The 16,608-nt window shown below is 57.2% G+C and carries 18 protein-coding genes and 1 pseudogene; 8 read left to right on the top strand and 11 right to left on the bottom strand.

Going from position 1 to position 16,608, the window contains the following annotated elements; genetic code table 11:
• Window positions 1-240 precede the first annotated feature (240 nt).
• From ACRQ84_RS05015 to ACRQ84_RS04990, 6 genes are read left to right on the top strand one after another with little or no spacing between them, the layout of a single operon-like run.
• Window positions 241-1,395, top strand: a complete 1,155-nt coding sequence (locus ACRQ84_RS05015; RefSeq protein ID WP_483817331.1) for a mandelate racemase family protein — start codon at window positions 241-243, stop codon at window positions 1,393-1,395.
• A gap of 60 nt (window positions 1,396-1,455) precedes the next feature.
• Window positions 1,456-3,087 carry an ABC transporter substrate-binding protein gene (locus ACRQ84_RS05010; RefSeq protein WP_064741147.1) on the top strand — a complete coding sequence of 544 codons (1,632 nt, stop codon included), beginning with the start codon at window positions 1,456-1,458 and terminating at the stop codon, window positions 3,085-3,087.
• The gene (locus tag ACRQ84_RS05005) at window positions 3,084-4,109 is read left to right on the top strand and encodes an ABC transporter permease (protein WP_064741146.1); all 1,026 of its coding nucleotides are present in this window, start codon (window positions 3,084-3,086) and stop codon (window positions 4,107-4,109) included. The genes ACRQ84_RS05010 and ACRQ84_RS05005 overlap by 4 nt, the downstream gene beginning before the upstream one ends.
• On the top strand, window positions 4,106-5,011 hold the full coding sequence (locus ACRQ84_RS05000; RefSeq protein ID WP_176972282.1) for an ABC transporter permease: 906 nt from the start codon (window positions 4,106-4,108) through the stop codon (window positions 5,009-5,011). The genes ACRQ84_RS05005 and ACRQ84_RS05000 overlap by 4 nt, the downstream gene beginning before the upstream one ends.
• The gene (locus ACRQ84_RS04995) at window positions 4,983-5,849 is read left to right on the top strand and encodes an ABC transporter ATP-binding protein (RefSeq protein ID WP_483817330.1); all 867 of its coding nucleotides are present in this window, start codon (window positions 4,983-4,985) and stop codon (window positions 5,847-5,849) included. The genes ACRQ84_RS05000 and ACRQ84_RS04995 overlap by 29 nt, the downstream gene beginning before the upstream one ends.
• Before the next feature lie 18 nt (window positions 5,850-5,867).
• Window positions 5,868-6,623, top strand: a complete 756-nt coding sequence (locus tag ACRQ84_RS04990; protein ID WP_483817885.1) for an ABC transporter ATP-binding protein — start codon at window positions 5,868-5,870, stop codon at window positions 6,621-6,623.
• Between the two features lie 220 nt (window positions 6,624-6,843).
• On the opposite strand, the gene ACRQ84_RS04985 is transcribed toward ACRQ84_RS04990, so the two are convergent.
• Together ACRQ84_RS04985 and ACRQ84_RS04980 are read right to left on the bottom strand one after the other, a co-directional pair.
• A complete protein-coding gene (locus ACRQ84_RS04985) occupies window positions 6,844-7,077 on the bottom strand; it encodes an HTH domain-containing protein (RefSeq protein WP_483817329.1) in 234 nt (77 codons plus the stop codon).
• 106 nt (window positions 7,078-7,183) lie between these two features.
• Window positions 7,184-7,822 carry an RpiB/LacA/LacB family sugar-phosphate isomerase gene (locus ACRQ84_RS04980; protein ID WP_064741143.1) on the bottom strand — a complete coding sequence of 213 codons (639 nt, stop codon included), beginning with the start codon at window positions 7,820-7,822 and terminating at the stop codon, window positions 7,184-7,186.
• A gap of 128 nt (window positions 7,823-7,950) precedes the next feature.
• Between ACRQ84_RS04980 and ACRQ84_RS04975 the strand changes: the two genes are divergently transcribed.
• Complete coding sequence (locus ACRQ84_RS04975) at window positions 7,951-8,280, top strand: cupin domain-containing protein (RefSeq protein WP_483817328.1); 330 nt, start codon at window positions 7,951-7,953, stop codon at window positions 8,278-8,280.
• A gap of 16 nt (window positions 8,281-8,296) precedes the next feature.
• Here ACRQ84_RS04975 and ACRQ84_RS04970 read toward each other — a convergent pair whose 3' ends face one another.
• The 6 genes and pseudogenes from ACRQ84_RS04970 to ACRQ84_RS04945 form a co-directional block, all read right to left on the bottom strand.
• Window positions 8,297-8,794, bottom strand: coding sequence for a protein disulfide oxidoreductase (locus ACRQ84_RS04970; protein WP_483817327.1), 498 nt, complete (start codon window positions 8,792-8,794; stop codon window positions 8,297-8,299).
• Window positions 8,791-9,513 carry a DsbA family protein gene (locus ACRQ84_RS04965; RefSeq protein WP_483817326.1) on the bottom strand — a complete coding sequence of 241 codons (723 nt, stop codon included), beginning with the start codon at window positions 9,511-9,513 and terminating at the stop codon, window positions 8,791-8,793. Before ACRQ84_RS04965 ends, ACRQ84_RS04970 begins: the two co-directional genes overlap by 4 nt.
• Window positions 9,513-11,513 carry a protein-disulfide reductase DsbD family protein gene (locus ACRQ84_RS04960; protein ID WP_483817325.1) on the bottom strand — a complete coding sequence of 667 codons (2,001 nt, stop codon included), beginning with the start codon at window positions 11,511-11,513 and terminating at the stop codon, window positions 9,513-9,515. The genes ACRQ84_RS04965 and ACRQ84_RS04960 overlap by 1 nt, the downstream gene beginning before the upstream one ends.
• Window positions 11,514-11,562: 49 nt before the next feature.
• On the bottom strand, window positions 11,563-11,919 hold the full coding sequence (locus ACRQ84_RS04955) for a hypothetical protein (RefSeq protein WP_064741138.1): 357 nt from the start codon (window positions 11,917-11,919) through the stop codon (window positions 11,563-11,565).
• Window positions 11,920-12,139: 220 nt separating this feature from the next.
• A complete protein-coding gene (locus tag ACRQ84_RS04950; RefSeq protein ID WP_483817324.1) occupies window positions 12,140-12,934 on the bottom strand; it encodes an SDR family NAD(P)-dependent oxidoreductase in 795 nt (264 codons plus the stop codon).
• A gap of 79 nt (window positions 12,935-13,013) precedes the next feature.
• A pseudogene (locus ACRQ84_RS04945) lies at window positions 13,014-14,182 on the bottom strand (MFS transporter).
• Window positions 14,183-14,414: 232 nt separating this feature from the next.
• Between ACRQ84_RS04945 and ACRQ84_RS04940 the strand changes: the two are divergent.
• Entirely contained in the window at window positions 14,415-15,320 is a 906-nt protein-coding gene (locus ACRQ84_RS04940; RefSeq protein WP_483817323.1) for a LysR family transcriptional regulator, read from the top strand.
• Here the strand turns inward: ACRQ84_RS04940 and ACRQ84_RS04935 are convergent.
• Genes ACRQ84_RS04935 through ACRQ84_RS04925 form a run of 3 tightly spaced genes read right to left on the bottom strand, consistent with a single transcriptional unit; the run spans window position 15,293 to window position 16,590 of the window.
• The gene (locus ACRQ84_RS04935; protein ID WP_483817322.1) at window positions 15,293-15,877 is read right to left on the bottom strand and encodes a P-loop nucleotide/nucleoside kinase family protein; all 585 of its coding nucleotides are present in this window, start codon (window positions 15,875-15,877) and stop codon (window positions 15,293-15,295) included. The two genes, ACRQ84_RS04940 and ACRQ84_RS04935, sit on opposite strands and share 28 nt — an antisense overlap.
• Window positions 15,874-16,311, bottom strand: a complete 438-nt coding sequence (locus tag ACRQ84_RS04930) for a PTS sugar transporter subunit IIA (RefSeq protein WP_009128206.1) — start codon at window positions 16,309-16,311, stop codon at window positions 15,874-15,876. The genes ACRQ84_RS04935 and ACRQ84_RS04930 overlap by 4 nt, the downstream gene beginning before the upstream one ends.
• A gap of 9 nt (window positions 16,312-16,320) precedes the next feature.
• On the bottom strand, window positions 16,321-16,590 hold the full coding sequence (locus tag ACRQ84_RS04925) for a NotI family restriction endonuclease (protein WP_064741135.1): 270 nt from the start codon (window positions 16,588-16,590) through the stop codon (window positions 16,321-16,323).
• Between the last annotated feature and the right edge of the window lie 18 nt (window positions 16,591-16,608).

The raw sequence follows: 16,608 nt of genomic DNA, 5'->3' as shown, positions 1-16,608 counted from the left end.
AGACACATTTTTTTACATTCAGCCGCGTGTTCACCACTGTGCAATCGCTCACAAAACGCCCCTCATTCGTGAAAACGCTCACAGCATGCCAGGCAAATGCACAATTAATCGCCGTTCTATCCCGCGCTTTGGCTAATGCGTAAACAAAATGTGAACGCTAAATTACAAAATGAAACGGCGTTTTATTTTTCATGTTAATGCCCAGTTTGGGCATGCCAACGAATTGACGGAGGAGTTACCGTGAAGATCAGTGCCATTGATGTCACCCTGTTTAGCTACCCTACGCGCCGCGTCTCTGACAGCGCCGGGCATTCCCATCCGGGCGCAGAGACCGATGCCCAAATGGCGCTGCTCACCCTCACCAGCGAAGATGGCGATTGCGGCTATGCCTTCGCCCCTGCAGAAGTGATTCGTCCGCACGTGGTTAACGCCTTCTTCCGTAAAGTGCTGATTGGGCAAAATGCTTTTGATCGCGAACGCTTGTGGCAGGATTTGGTGCACTGGCAGCGCGGTAGCGCCCATCAGCTCACTGAACGCGCGTTATCCGCAGTGGAACAGGCGCTGTGGGATTTGATTGGCCGCAAACTCAAGCAGCCGGTGCATAAGCTGCTCGGTGGCTATCGTGAGAAAATTCCGGCTTACGGCAGCACCATGTGTGGCGATGAGCTGGAAGGCGGATTATCCACTCCCGACGAATATGCGCAGTTTGCTGAAAAGCTGGTGGCACGCGGTTATCAGGCCATCAAATTGCATACCTGGATGCCGCCGGTCTCGTTCGCCCCTAGCCCACAAATGGACATCAAAGCCTGTGCCGCGGTGCGTGAAGCGGTCGGTCCGGACATTGCCCTGATGCTCGACGGCTATCACTGGTACAGCCGCAGCGATGCGCTCACCATTGGTAAAGCGCTGGAAAAACTCAACTTCGCCTGGTTCGAAGAGCCGATGGAAGAGGAAAGTATGGCGTCGTACGCCTGGCTGGCGGAAAACCTCAGCATTGACGTACTCGGCCCGGAAAGTCTCGGTGGCAAGCATCATAGTCGTGCCGATTGGGTACGCGCCAGTGCCTGTGACATTCTGCGCGCCGGAGCCAACGGCGTCGGCGGCATCTCCGCCACCATGAAGGTCGCCAGCCTCGCCGAAGCCTTCGGCATGGATTGCGAAGTGCATGGCAATGGCGCCGCCAGCATCGCGGTAGTCGGTGCCATCCGTAACTGCCGCTGGTACGAACGCGGTCTGCTGCATCCATTCCTCGATTATGAACAGCCGCCCGCCTATCTCAACTCGCTAGTTGACCCGATGGATGCAGACGGTTTCGTCCATCTGCCAACGCGCCATGGCCTTGGGGAGGACATCAATTTCGCGTGGATTGAGACGCATACGCTTAATCGCTGGTAAGCGCCAAACACAAGCAGTACGGCAAAAAACTATAAACCTCTGACCTGCTGGACTTTGCTTATGAATCTAGTACACCGATGCAGAGCGTGGTGCGCCGCGCTGCTGCTGCTCACCTGCAGCCCGTCATTACTGGCGGCCACGCCGGACGACCAGCTGATCGTGGGTATGAACATGAACAACTTACTCACGCTGGATCCTGCCGCCATGACCGGCAACGAAGTGGTCGGCATTGTCGTCAATCTCTACGACGGTTTAGTCGAGTTGGATCCGCAGCAGCTCACCAGCGTGCGACCCGCGCTGGCGGAGCGCTGGGAGATCAGCCCCGACAACCGACAACTGACCTTCCATTTACGTGACAATGTCACCTTCCACTCCGGCAATCCACTGAGCAGCGCCGATGTGATCTGGTCAATGCGCCGCGTGCTGCACCTCAATCTGGCGCAGGCGTCGGTGTGGAAATCTTACGGCTTCAGCAAAGAGAACGTGGACCAGATGATCACCGCGCCGGACGCGCGCACGGTGGTGATTCGCCTACCTAAGGCCAACGATCCTAAGCTGGTGCTTTACTCACTGGCGGCGCTCGGCAGCATGGTGGTGCTTGACAGCAAAACCGTGCAGGCGCAAGCAGTGAATAACGATTGGGGTAATCGCTGGCTCACCACCCACGAAGCGGGTTCCGGGCCGTTTCGCCTTGATGTGTGGCAGGCCAAAGATGTGCTGCGCATCAGCCGCGATGCCAACTACTGGCGCGGTGCGCCTAAGCTAACGCGCGTGGTGTTCCGCCATCTGCAGGAGTCGCAAACCTTGCGCCTGATGATGGAGAAAGGCGACCTCGATATTGCCAGCAACATGGCGATCCCCGATGTGAAGGCGTTGCGTCACGACCCCGACCTCACCATCGATGCGGTACAAAAAGGCACGATTTATTACCTGGCGATGAGTATGAAGGACGATCACTTCGCCCATCCGCAGGTGCGCGAAGCGCTGCGTTATCTGGTGGATTATCAGGGGATTAACAAAACGCTGATGGCCGGCTACGGCACGCTGCATCAGCGGCCAATTCAATCCGGCATGCCGGCGACGCTGCCCGATCCTGGCTATAAGCTGGATGTGCCACGCGCCAGGGCACTGCTCGCCGCTGCGGGGTATCCCAACGGCTTTGATACCACGCTCCGCGTGTTGGCCGATCAGCCGTTCCTCAATGTCGCCATCGCCATTCAGTCCACGCTGATGCAGGGCGGAATTCGCGCCAAAATCATCACCGGTACCGGCAACCAGATTTACGGTGCCATGCGCGAGCGGCAGTTCAACCTGCTGGTGGGACGCGGCGGCAGCGGCGTGGAGCCGCATCCGCACTCCAGCCTGCGCGCGCTGGTGTATAACCCCAATAACGCCGACAGCGCGCGACTCACCAATTTTCAGGGCTGGCGCACCGGTTTCTATGATGCGCAATTGAACAGCATGATCGATAAAGCGCTGCTGGAGCGCGATGTAAAACAGCAGCAGCAGGATTATTTCGCTATCCAACAGCGCTACGACCAGCTGATCCCGGCGCTCATGCCGATCTCACAAATGACGGATTCGGTGGTGGTAAACAATCGGGTGCAGGATTACGTGCCGCATCCATCGGCCACCACCTTCCTGCGTGACGTATGGAAAACGCCAGACAGTCTGGCAGGAGGTGCGCAATGAAGCTGACAAAAAGTCACTGGCGACGCTTGCGTAGCCGCACCGTACAGGTGGCCATCACCCTGTTTGGCCTGCTGCTACTGACCTTCTTTATCGGTCGCGTGATGCCGCTTGATCCGGTGCTGGCGATAGTCGGGCCAGATGCCGATCACAATACTTATCAGCAGGTTTATCATCAACTCGGCTTCGATAAACCGCTGTGGGTGCAGTTTGGTATCTATCTGCAAGGCCTACTGCACGGCAATCTTGGGCTGGCGCTGCTGACCGGACAACCGGTGATCAACGACATCCTGCGCGTCTTCCCGGCCACGGTGGAGCTGGCGACGCTGGCGATTGTGATTGGTACCGGCCTTGGCGTCCCGCTCGGCGTATGGGCTGCCGCGCGCCGCAACAGCGTGATTGACTATCTGGTGCGTATTATCAGCCTGGCGGGCTATTCAACGCCGATCTTCTGGGTGGGTATGGTCGGCCTGCTGCTGTTTTATGCCCATCTCGGCTGGGTCGGCGGCGCCGGCCGCGTCGATTTCAGTCTGGATGGCATTGTGCCGCGTCGCACCGGTTTTCTGCTGATCGATGCTTTGCTGGTGGGCAACTTCACGGTGTTCAGCAATGCGCTCAATCATCTGATTCTGCCCGCGTCCCTGCTCGGCTTTCACTCGCTGGCTTATATCAGCCGCATGACGCGCAGCTTTATGCTGGCGCAACTGTCGCAGGAGTTTATTTTGACGGCGCGGGTGAAAGGTCTTAGCGAATGGCAAGTCATTTGGCAGCATGCGTTCCGCAATATTTTGGTGCAGCTGCTGACGGTGGTAGCGCTGGCGTACGGCTCGCTGCTGGAAGGCGCGGTGCTAATTGAAACCGTGTTCTCGTGGCCCGGTTTTGGTTCCTATCTCACCGGCAGTTTGATGCTCGGCGATATGAATGCGGTGATGGGCTGCGTGCTGGTGGTCGGCCTGATTTTCGTGCTGCTCAATCTGCTCTCTGACCTGCTCTATCAGGTGTTCGATCCGAGGACCAAAGTATGACGATTTCTCTTGATACGCCACTAGCCAGCCAGACGCGCGAACGGCTGGCGCGCTGTCGCCGCACCGGTGCACGTATTGGCCATTTTCTCTGGCAAATGGCGCGCAACCCGTTAACCGCAATTGGCGGCGGCATCATTTTGCTGCTGCTGGTGGTCGCGCTATTTGCCCCCTGGATCGCGCCCTATCATCCGCTGATTCAGGATCTCAATAATGCGCTGACGCCGCCCAACGCGCAGCACTGGTTTGGCACCGATGAATTTGGTCGCGATATCTTTAGCCGCCTGGTGTGGGGCGCGCGCATCACGCTGTATATCGTGTTGCTGGTGTCGATCACGGTTGGCCCGCTAGGTCTGCTGCTCGGCGTCACCGCCGGTTACTTCGGCGGCAAAGTCGATAGCGTATTAATGCGCGTCACCGACATCTTCATCTCCTTCCCCAGCCTGGTGCTGGCGCTAGCGTTTGTCGCCGCGCTCGGTCCGGGACTGGAACATGTCGTCATCGCCATCACGCTCACCGCCTGGCCGCCGATTGCCCGACTGGCTCGTGCTGAAGCATTGTCGCTGCGTCAGGCCGATTTTGTCTCGGCAGTGCGTTTGCAAGGCGCGTCATCGCTGCGCATTTTGTGGAAACACATTGTGCCGCTGTGCCTGCCGTCGGTGATTATCCGTATCACCATGAACATGGCGGGCATCATTCTTACCGCTGCCGGGCTGGGTTTTCTCGGTTTGGGCGCGCAGCCACCGGATCCGGAATGGGGTGCGATGATCGCCAGCGGCCGCACCTACATGCTTGAGTGTTGGTGGGTGGTGACGGTGCCGGGTCTGGCGATTCTGATCAATAGCTTAGCGTTCAACTTCTTAGGAGATGGCTTACGTGACATCCTCGATCCCCGCAGCGAATAGCGCTGCTCCGTTGCTCGACGTGCAGGATTTACAGGTCAATTTCGTCAATGGCCGCCTGGTAACGCCCGCGGTGCGGGGCATCTCCTTCCAGTTGGGTAAGGAGAAACTGGCGATTGTGGGCGAATCCGGTTCGGGCAAATCCACCGTGGGCCGCGCGCTGTTACAGCTGCATCCGCGCAGCGCACAGGTCACGGCACAGCGCATGCAGTTTGGTGACGTGGATCTGCTGCGCGCCACGCCGAAACAGATGCGTGCCATTCGCGGCAAACGCATCTCAATGATTATGCAGGATCCGAAATACTCACTAAATCCAGTGGTACGCGTGGGTGAGCAGATTGCCGAAGCCTGGCGCAGTCATCATCCCGGCCAGCGTGACGTTGCGCGGCAACGGGCGATGGAAATGCTTGAAGTGGTACAGGTGCGCGATCCGGGGCGTATCTATCAATGTTATCCGCACGAGATTTCTGGCGGTCAGGGACAACGGGTGATGATCGCCATGATGCTGATTACCGATCCTGAATTGCTGATTGCCGATGAACCCACTTCGGCGCTGGACGTTTCAGTGCGTTTGCAGGTGCTGGCGCTGCTGGACGATTTGGTGAAACAGCGCGGCCTGGGGCTGATTTTTATCAGTCACGACATCAATCTGGTGCGGCGTTTCTGTGACCGCGTGCTGGTGATGTATGCCGGCCGCGTAGTGGAATCATTAGCCGCCAACGAGCTTGACCACGCCCAACATTCGTATACGCAAGGCTTACTCGCCGCGCTACCGGACATGGATCAGCGGCGCGCGCGTCTGCCCGTGCTGCAACGTCAGGCCAGCTGGCTACAACCCTAAGGAGCGACGATGAACGAGATGATCCGCATAAATAATCTCAACCTCAGTTTTGGCGAGGAGGAGCGGCGTAATCAGGTGCTGTTTGACGTCAATTTGTCGATTCGTCAGGGCGAGATTTTTGGTTTGGTTGGCGAGTCGGGCTCCGGCAAAACCACGGTGCTGAAGTGCCTCGCCGGGCTGTTTACCCATTGGCAGGGCGAACTGGCTATCGATGGCGTGCCGCTGGAGCATCGTATCGCTCGCGAACGCTGCCGAAGCGTGCAGATGGTGTTTCAGGATCCCTACGGATCGCTGCATCCGCGCCATACCCTTGGCGACATTCTTGAGGAGCCGCTGCAGATTCACGGTATCGGCCAGCGCCAGCAGCGGGTAATCGCCATGCTGGAAAAGGTCGGCCTGAACCGTGCGTGGCAGACCCGCTATCCGCACCAGCTTTCGGGCGGGCAACGTCAGCGCGTCGCGATTGCCCGGGCGCTAATCCTCGAACCGCGCGTGCTGCTGCTGGATGAACCGACATCGGCGCTGGATGTGTCCGTGCAGGCCGAGATCCTCAATCTGCTTAGCGATTTGCAGCAGCAGGAGAAGCTCACCTATTTGATGGTCACGCACGATCTCGGTGTGGTCGCGCATCTGTGCCATCGCGTGGCGGTGATGCAGCATGGCAAAGTGCTGGAGACGCTGGATGTCGATGCGCTGGTAAACAATCGCGCGCAAGTGGCGTATACGCAGATGCTGGTGGATGCGAGTCGGCAGGATAACGGGGTTTTAGCGTAAGGGCGCCATGGATGGCGTAGTGTTCGTCCTTTAAGAGATAAAAATCCTAATTACCGAGCGCACACATTGTAGCGGCGCAATTCATTGCGCGATAAATCGCGCCGCTACGAAATGAGCGGTGATTTGATGCTGCGCTTAACCGATCGGCATTACGCCATTTATGGCGCACCCTTTCGACAAATAGCGTGGGAACCTTACTGCGTCAGTTCATGGACACTTCTTATTCTGCCTGAACGCATTCATCCGCTAATACACGCCAAAAGCCGCCATTCGCCGCGCCCACTCTTTTCAGGCGGTGAAGTGACTGTAAAATTTTAAGATTACGTTCAACTGTCCTGCTACTCACGCCCAGTTTTAGCGACAGTTCAGCAATCGTCATCTCAGGTGAATGATGCAGAGCAGAGAGTATTTTTTCGGCGGTTTTAGAAAGTTTGACCGTTTTTTTCTCCGACATTTTCTCCGACATTTAGACAACATGTGATGGGGAAAATGAGATTTAAAATGCGGCAGGATGAAAACAACAACGCCAGGTTTCCCTGGCGTTGTTAAACGCGTCTGATTTACTGCGTCAGTTCACGGACAAAGCGAGCAATTTCCTGATTCTGGCCATGCTCAAACAGCGCGTGCTGTAGACGTGGTCCGCTCAGCGCGGTTTTTACCAACTCAGGATCAATGGCGCGCAGCGAATCGAGGTAATTCTCTTTCAGCAGCGCCGCTTTTACTTCGTTCAACAAGCCTGCGTTACGTACCTGCGGCTCTTTACGCTCCGGCGGATAGCCGTGTCCTTTTTCGCCGGTGAAGGCTTTCTCGAAGATAAAGCGCAGGTTGAGTTCCGCACCCCAGCCAAAGCCTTTGGCGAACGGCAGCGACAGTGCGTTACCGTTGTTAATTTGTGCAAACAGGTAGGCATCGGCGGGATCAATGCAGTAACCACACACCACGCCCGGATGCAGGTTAAGCGACATCAGCGCGCCCTGCCCGGTGCCGCAACCAGCAACCACAAAGTCCACCGCTTTGCTGTTCAGCAGCACGTTGGCCATGATGCCGAGGTGAATGTAGGTGAGATGGTGGTCCTGTTCGTCGCTCATGCCGACGTTAAACACCTGATGCCCGAGCGGTTGCGCCACAGACTGAAGCTCTTTCAACACCGTTGCGTTCTTCGCAGCCTGGCTGTTTTCCATCATCAAAGCGATTTTCATGATCCATCCTCAGATTAAATTGAAACACCGTTTCATTTTAATCAAAGATCGTTAAAATGCAGCCTCTAATTGCCTTTTTGACTGTGAGTTAAGTCACACATTCGCGATGCAACCTGCAAGGAGAAACCATGTTTATCTATAAAAGCGCAACCCAACTGGACGATTTAGGCAACGGCGTAACACGCCGAATTCTGGCGCATGGCGGCACTATGATGGCGGTGGAAGTCACTTTTGAGAAAGATGCCATCGGCCCGCTGCATCACCATCCGCATGAACAGCTCACCTACGTGCTGTCCGGACGTTTTGCCTTCACCATTGATGGCATGACGAAAGAAGTCAGCGCCGGCGATACGTTGTATAAAGCGCCGAACATGGTGCACGGCTGCGTGTGTCTGGAAGCGGGCGTATTGCTGGATACCTTTACGCCGCAGCGCGAGGATTTCCTGGCGGCACCGTAACGTACCGCCAGTAAGATTAGCGGGAAGCCCACCAAAGTCGTAGCTTCAGACCCCAACCGCTGGTCCAGCCACTGCTGGTGCTGATGACTTTACCCTGATACAACACGATAAAGGTCGGCGTGGCCTGGATAGCCCAGCGCTGGCCAATCGCCCCGCTCTCATCATTGATCGCCACACCTTGCAGCCCTTTCTTCTCTAGCCAGGTCGCCACGCGCGCATCACTGCCGGAACGCAGCGCTACGCTGACCACCTTAGTACCCGCCTTGCTCATCGCCGCCACGGTTGGCGTGGTGAGTTTGCACACGCCACACCACGTCGCCCAGACGTACACCAGCAGTGGTCGATCATGACTGAGTTCAGCCAGATTCACCTCGCCTTGCAGCGAGGTCAGCGGCTGTTGTGCCAAATCAGCAGGCAGCTGCGGCGCGCGCAGCCAATCCATGCCCCACAACACCGCTGCCACAAGCAGCACCAGCAACAGCGCCTCACGCAGCCAGCGCTTTAATCGCCTCATTGCTTCGCCTGCAACGCGCCTTTCACGGCGGCGTCCAACTGCGCGTACGGCACCGCGCCGCTGATCATCTGATCACCAATCAACGTGGCTGGCGTGCCCTGTACGCCGAGTTGCTGGGCCAGCGTCAGGTTGCTGTTGATGGTATCAAGGCTCACTTTGCTTGGCGCTTTCAGCGTGATTCCGGTTTTCGCCAATGCGGCTTCAATACTGGCCTGATCATGGTTGCCCTTTTTCGCCATTAAACGTTCATGCAATTTGAGGAAGTTCGTCGACTGCTGTTCCCACACGGTGAGCGCCAGACGTGCCGATGTCAGCGAGGTTTCAGAACGATACGGCAGCGGTTTAATCACCACCGCCACTTGCGGATAGGTTTTCAGCAGCTTTTCAATATCAGTTTCAAATTTCTTACAAAACACGCAGTTGTAATCGGTGAAGTAGACCAGCGTCAGCGCCGGCTTGTCAGCACCAATACGTGGTGAACCGGCGTCATTGAACAGCGCATCGCGGTTTTTCTCCACCATCTGCGCCACCACATTTTGCTGCTGTTGCGCCGCTTCTTTATCGAATGCATCAGCCGCTTCCGCCAGAATCGATGGATTCTGCACCAGAGTTTCACGGATCAGCTGTTTAATGCGCGCTTCCTGTTCAGGGGTAAAAGGCGCCGCCGCCAGCGCCGGCACAGCAAGGAACATCAGTGGCAGTAACAGGGATTTCTTCATTATTTTTTCGCCTCAGAGAGAGTGGAGATCACTGCTTCACGACTCAGCAGCGGTGACAAAATCTGGCCTTGCGGCAGTGCCGGGCCATAAATTTGGTTAAAAGGGATCGCTACGCGATCGCGGCGTTGCAGGAATTCACCGATCGCCGGATCGGGTTGCGTCCAGTCGCCGCGCAGCAGCACCACGTCATCGGTTTTTAGCGCCGCACGCACATCGGGCTGATTCAATACGCGGGATTTATTCACTTTGCAGGTAATGCACCAGTCAGCGGTGACATCGACAAACACACGTTTATCCTGTTCGAGCGCCTGATGGATCGCCGCTTCGGTCAGTGGCTGCCAGTGCAGCGTCTCCTCTTCCGGCGAGATACGCGTCATCAGGAACAGTGCGCCAGCCAGCGTCAGGGTGATAAACACCACGCCCGCCTGCTGCAACGCCCGGCGTTTCACCAGCCAGCCACACAGCACAAGTAGTAACAATCCCGCCAGCCCCCCTGCGAAGGTGTTGCCCCAATGTGGCACCAGCAAGGTCACCAGCCAGAACGTGGCGATCAACATAAACAGGCCGAGCACGGTGCGCAGATGCACCATCCAGCGCCCCGGACGCGGCAGGCAGCGAGCCATGCCCGGCAGCGCCGCTACCAGCAGCCACGGCAAACTCATGCCGACGCCGAGTGCGACAAACAGCAGCCACAGCTGCGGCAGCGGTGCCGTCAGCGCATAGGCTACCGCGGTACCAAGGAACGGCGCGCTGCACGGCGTGGCGAGCAGAGTGGCAAACGCGCCCTGGCCGAAGTGACCCAGCAAGCCGTCGCCGCCCTGCGTCGCCAGTTGGGTATTCAGACGGGACGGCAAGCGGAAATGCAGCAGGTCAAACAGGCTGGCGCTGAACAGGAACATCACCAGCACCATCACCAGCAGGAAGCCGCTGCTCTGGAACTGAATGCCCCAGCCAAGCGCCTGACCACTGAGCCGCAATCCCGTCATCAGCAGCGCCAACAGCAGGAAGGAGAAAATGATACCGGCGCTGGACGCGAGAAACTGCTGGCGCGTCTGACGCTGCGTTTGCCCCTGCTGCTGAACCAGGCTGCTGAGCTTGATCGCCAGCACCGGTAACACGCACGGCATCAGGTTGAGAATCAAACCGCCAAGCAGCGCCAGCAGTAACACCGACCCTATAGTTTGCGCCGCAGCGCCTGACACCAGCGTTTGCGCGCCAATATGTATTGCGCTTTGCTGCGCAATGCCAGCATCGGCAACCACCAGCGACAGCGTTTTGCCGCGCAGATCCGGTGCCGTTTCGCCCCATTCGTCCGTTACCGCCACGCGCGCATTGAGGATGTCGCCATTCACGCTGATGTGCGGTGCGGCCAGCATGCTGCCCGGGGGATAATCGAAGAACAGTTCCGGTTTTTGCCAGCCGCCTTGACGCTGCGCGCGGATCTGCAGCTCGCCATTCACAAAGCTGGCGTCTAATTGATCGGTCAAGCCGCTCGCCGCCGGGATTCGCCCCATCGCTTCGGCAAAATCGCGGGCAAAACGGGTGTCAGCGGGCTGCCTCAGATCGAGGCTGAAAGGGAAATCGGTGAGGATGCAGACATCGCTACAGGTTGAGAGCGTCAGCGTACCTGCAAGCCGTGGGCTCGACACGTTCGCCAGTGCGATCGGTAGCGTGATATCGCCTTTGTAGCCTTGCGTGGTCAAGCCGCTAACGTCAAAACGCTCGGGCGCAGGCCAGAACCATTGCGCGTTGACATCTGGCGTTTGCCAGCGGATTTCAGGCGCTACGCCGCCTTCACCTGGCGTACGCCAGTAGGTTTTCCAGCCGGGTTGCAGGCGAATGTCCAGCAGCAGTTGCTGATTATCGTTGTGGCTGGCGCTACGCAGGCGCACTTCCGCGTGGCTATTTTGCGCATTGCGCAGCCAGCCGCTATCTGCTGCCTGCACGGTGATGGCGCAGCTCGCCAGCAGGAGCAGCACGCTCCTGATCAATACATACATGTGAATTCTCCAGTGAATAACAGGGTTTACGCGATGCAACGCGCAGGTGTTATTCCCGGAAGACGCAGAAGGTCAGATGCCGCCGTCGCAGAGGCGGAAACAGCGGTGCGCGGCGGTAACCGACGGACGTGGTGGTTTGTCTAAAGGTGGCGATCAGCGCTAAAAGCAACAGCAGGAAAGGCAAGGCGGTATCGAGGATTGGCGCGGCGGCACTCAGCGATTTGGCGCTCAGTGCGCAAGGCTTTTCGCTGCCGCCGGCATCGTCACTGCTGTTAGCGTGTGCGGACGCGCTGACCTGCGCTACAGGCGCAGAAGGCAAATTGAAGCTGCGCTGGACGAGACAAAAGGCCAGCACCAGACAAACCAGTGCCAGTATCCATTTTGCGCGTGATAGCGAAATCGTCATGCCGCAGCCTCAGAGAAAAGTGCGGGCATTTTAAGCATCTACAGCAGAAACACCAAGCTTTGCAGTGTAAACTTTTGTCTTTGTGGTGCGGTGCGGGTTTAACGTAGGGTCGCCATCTAGGGCGTAATGCAGGTGCACATGAATGCGCACCCTACGAAACCCAGTTACGTAGACGTTGGGTCGCCATTGATGGCGACCTGAATAATCACGGTATGCGGGGCTACACAATATCATCCACGACGCCGCCATCGACGCGCAGCGCAGCACCGGAAGTGGCTGACGCCTGTTTCGAGCAGACATACACCACCATATTCGCCACCTCTTCAACCGTGGCAGCGCGCTGGATCAACGAACCTGGACGCTGGGCCATGACAAACTCTTTCGCCAATTCTTCCAGCGGCTTACCGGTGCGTTTCACCTCATCTTCCATCATCGCGGCAAAGCCATCGGAGAGCGTTGGGCCCGGCAACACGCTGTTCACCGTCACTCCGCTGCCCGCTGCCACTTTCGCCAGACCGCGCGCCAGCGAGAGCTGTGCCGTTTTACTCACGCCGTAATGCAGCATATCGGCGGGAATGTTCAATGCTGACTCCGATGAGATGAACACCACACGGCCCCAACCGCGCTTCACCATCTCCGGTAATAGTGCCCGCGACAGGCGCACGCCGGACATCACGTTGGTTTGCCAATAGGCATCCCAGGTTTCATCATCCACGTCATAAAAATCTTGCGGACCGTAAATCCCGGCGTTATTGACCAGAATATCGATCGGCGGCAATCCATTAAGCAGTTGCTTAACGCCCTGCGCACTGCCGAGATCGGCGACAGCAGTATGAATTTTCGCCCCCGCCACCAGACCGTTAAGCTTCTCGCGCGCCCGGCTGACCGATGCTTCACTGCGTCCGTTTAGCACCACTTCCGCTCCGCTGGCAGCCAGACCTTGTGCAATGGCAAAACCGATGCCGCCGGTAGAGGCGGTTACCAGGGCAATTTTTCCGTGTAAATCGATATTCATAAAGGTTTCCTCTGTGAGCGTAATCACAAAAGCCTGGTTGATGCTGGCGAATATGCATTGACAAATCATGCGGTTATTGTCACGGCAAGGGATCAACCTCTGCCTGAACTGCACGCCGTCCCGACCACCCTGCCACCGCAAACGCCATGATTAACAATAGCAACAACACCGGAGCGAAACTGCCGATACCGAGATTTTGTAGCAACACGCCGCCCAACATGCCGCCAGCCGCAATTGCTACATTCCATGCCGTCACCAACATGGACTGTGCGACATCAGTCGCTTTATCCGCGCGCATAACCATAGCGGTTTGAAACAGCGTGGCCGCACCGCCAAAAGCCAATCCCCACAACCCGACCGCCAGCCATATTCGTAGCGCACTGACCACATTCAGTTGCAGTAGCAGCGCCGCAATGATGAAAAGGCCGATGCTCATCATCATGAGCGGCTGTAAAAATCGATCCACCAACAGGCCGGTGATGGTGATACTGATCAGCGAGCAGATGCCAAACAGCAGTAATATTGCGTCGGTGCGCGCCATCAAGCCCTCATATTGCAGGAAGGGAGAGATGTAGGTGTAGAGAATGTTGTGTGCCACCACGAAGCACAGCACTAGCGCCAGCACGCTGCGTACGCCGGGCAAACGTGAAACGGTGCTGAGAGACATACGTTGTCGGGCCGGTTTCCCAGGCTGCTCCGGCGCCGTGAGACGCAGTACCCACATCAACATTAGCGACAGCCCGCTCAGCGCCATAAAGCTCAGTCGCCAGCCGATGATATTACCGACAAAAGTCCCGAGCGGGACGCCGACCGAAAGCGCCAGCGGCGTGCCTGCCATCGCAATAGCAATGGCCTTGCCTTTTTTTCTGCTGGCGCCATAGCCGCCGCGTAGCCCGCCAGCAACGCCCACAACACCCCCGCAGCAGCGCCCGCGACGCCGCGCGCGATCAGCAGCAAAACGTAATTGTTAGCCAAGGCGGTGATCAGATTCGCTGCGGTAAAACCGGCCAAGGTGAACAACAGCAGACGCCTCCGCCGCACGCCTTGTAACAGTGTCATCAATGGGATGGCAGCCAAAAATGAGCCCACCGCATACACCGTTACGCTTTGCCCAGCGGCAGCCGCCGAAATGGCCAGGTCCTGCGCCATCGGCGTCAGCAATCCAGCGGGCAGCGCCTCAGTAACGATGGTGACAAATGCCGCCAGGCTCAGCGCCAGCAGCGGGATTAAGGGTAACTGCGCGCGCATTGCTTCCTCCCTGATGGGTGGTAAATTATCTCCCCATGCCGCGCGACCATCATCTCGCCACCCACTAATCGCTGGTCGTCCAGCGCCTGCTGTATCACCGCCTGAAGTAAATTCTGCATACTTTTCTCTTCTGAATAATGAATCGCTTCACAGTAGTCACTTCTCTATTGCGGAAAAAGCGGGGTATATTTCTCGACTTAACGGACATATATGTCCGCAATGGTGAGTTAACATGGACAGTCTGAACAGTTTTGTGGTTTTCGTGCAGGTGGCTGAGACCCGCAGCTTTGTTGCTGCGGGTCGGCATTTAGGCCTATCCGCCTCGGCGGTGGGCAAAAGCATTGCGCGGCTGGAGGATAAACTTGGTGTGCGGCTGTTTCATCGCAGCACACGCAGCATCACGCTTACCGCTGAAGGCTCGCTGTTTCTGCAGCGCAGTCGCCGTATTCTGGCCGAGATTGAAGCTGCTGAAAGTGAATTGTCGCAGGCGGCTGGGCGTCCAGCGGGGCGTCTGAAACTGAGTTTGCCGATTGTTGGCTCGCTGATCTTGCCGGTGTTAGGTGATTTTATGCGGGCATATCCGGATATCCAGCTCGATCTGGACTTCAGCGATCGCGTTGTCGATGTGATTGCCGAAGGTTATGACGTGGTAATGCGCGGCGGCCCGCCAACCGACTCACGGCTTTCGGCACGCAAACTGGGGTATGCCTACTCCATCGCGGTGGCATCGCCGGAGTATCTGGCGCGTCATGGCGAACCCAAAACACCCGAAGAGCTGGCACAGCATGCTTGTCTACACTATCGCTTCAACACCACCGGCAAACTGGAGCGCTGGGTGCTGCGCGGCTATGAAGATGAAAAGGAACTGACGCTGCCCACCACCATGATTTGTAACAACATCGAGACCCGCGTCTGCTTCGCTTTGCGCGGCCTGGGGATAGCCATGCTGCCAGACTTTTCGATTCGCGAAGCAGTAGCACAAGGAACGCTGCGCGAGGTATTAGGCGAATTCGCCTGCCATCGCAACGTATTCCATTTGTTGTGGCCGGCCAGTAAGCATCCGTCGCCAAAAGTGCGCGCGCTGATTGATTTCCTCAGCGCGCGGGTATTTCAGCCCGATGCCGACCAAGCCGGTTGAACGTTGACCGGCAGTCGCAGTTGCCGCTGCAACCAGGCGCAAGCTGCCGCTTCATCGGGATGACGCGCATTCAGCTGCAATACCGGACCCAGCGCCATCGGCTGCGCAGTTTCTGCCAGCTTACGCAACTCCGGCAGATACTCGGCGCCCGGATGACCTGGCATGCGATCGGTTAAACGCGCTTGATAGCGCGCCACCGCATCATCCGGCGTGATCGCCAGCCACAGCTCCAGCACCCGCGTCACGCCCGCCTGCTGTAATCCCTGCTGCAACACCTCTTTTGGCTGAAAGCCAAACCAGGCATCGATAACATAGATGCAGCGCGTCGGGGCTTGCGCCACGACTTTCCAGATCGCCTGATACGCCGCACAACCCAACTGGCGATTACGCAGGCGATCCACCGGCGCAAAGCTGGCCATAAACGGCTCTTTCAGGCTATCCAGCGTCAGCACAGGAAAGCCGAACTGTTCCGCTAGCGCGCGCGTCAGGGTGCTTTTGCCGGAGGCCGGAATGCCATTCACCAGCACCGCTATCTTCTCTTCAGTGTCGGTTGTCATAGGATGTCTATCACCTCCGCGGCACTGCTGGCATTGCGTAAGCGTACCAGCGTTTCCTCATCTTCCAGCAGGGTGACAATCGCGCGAATGCCCTCTTCAATGTGGGCGTTGCTGTCTCGCGCGCCGAACATAATCACGATGTCAGCTTTGTCGCTGCCGTCGAATGAGATCGGCTCATCCAGCACAATCATACTGAAACAATCTTTCAGCACCCCGGTTTCCGGCCGCGCATGAGGAATGGCGATGCCCTCCTCAAACACGTAATAGGCGCCATGCTCCAGCGTGTTAGCGATCACCGCTTCCGGATAACTGGCCTTGATGTAGCCGCCGTTTACCAGCGGCAGCGCGGCCAACGCAATCACCTCGCGCCAGTCCCTGGCGCTGATCCCCACCTGAATCGCACTTGCCTCCTGCAGCAGCTGTTTAATACTCATACTGCCTCCTTAAAATGATTTGCGAATGGTGTTGCGCAATTCATCGATCTTGACGAACAGCGGATCAATTTCCTGACGAAAGCGGCTGCTTTTCGCAAAGATATTTAATGCGCGATTATATTCCAGCATTAATTGTTTCTGCGTGTCTTTCGCCTGCGGATTATTTGCCAACTGTTGTTCCAGCTCGCTTATTTTACCGCTGATGGTTTCAGCCTGAAGATCTATTTCCTGTGAATCCTGGCTCTTATTATCCGAGCCCTTTTTCAAGAATCCAAACATAGCGTCTCCTGCCCCGAA

The organism is Pantoea sp. E2023-21 (genome assembly GCF_051302795.1).
GTDB classification, from domain to species: domain Bacteria; phylum Pseudomonadota; class Gammaproteobacteria; order Enterobacterales; family Enterobacteriaceae; genus Pantoea; species Pantoea ludwigii_A.
The sequence above is the reverse complement of the archived record's forward strand: the minus strand, read 5'-3'. Positions and strand labels throughout refer to the sequence as shown.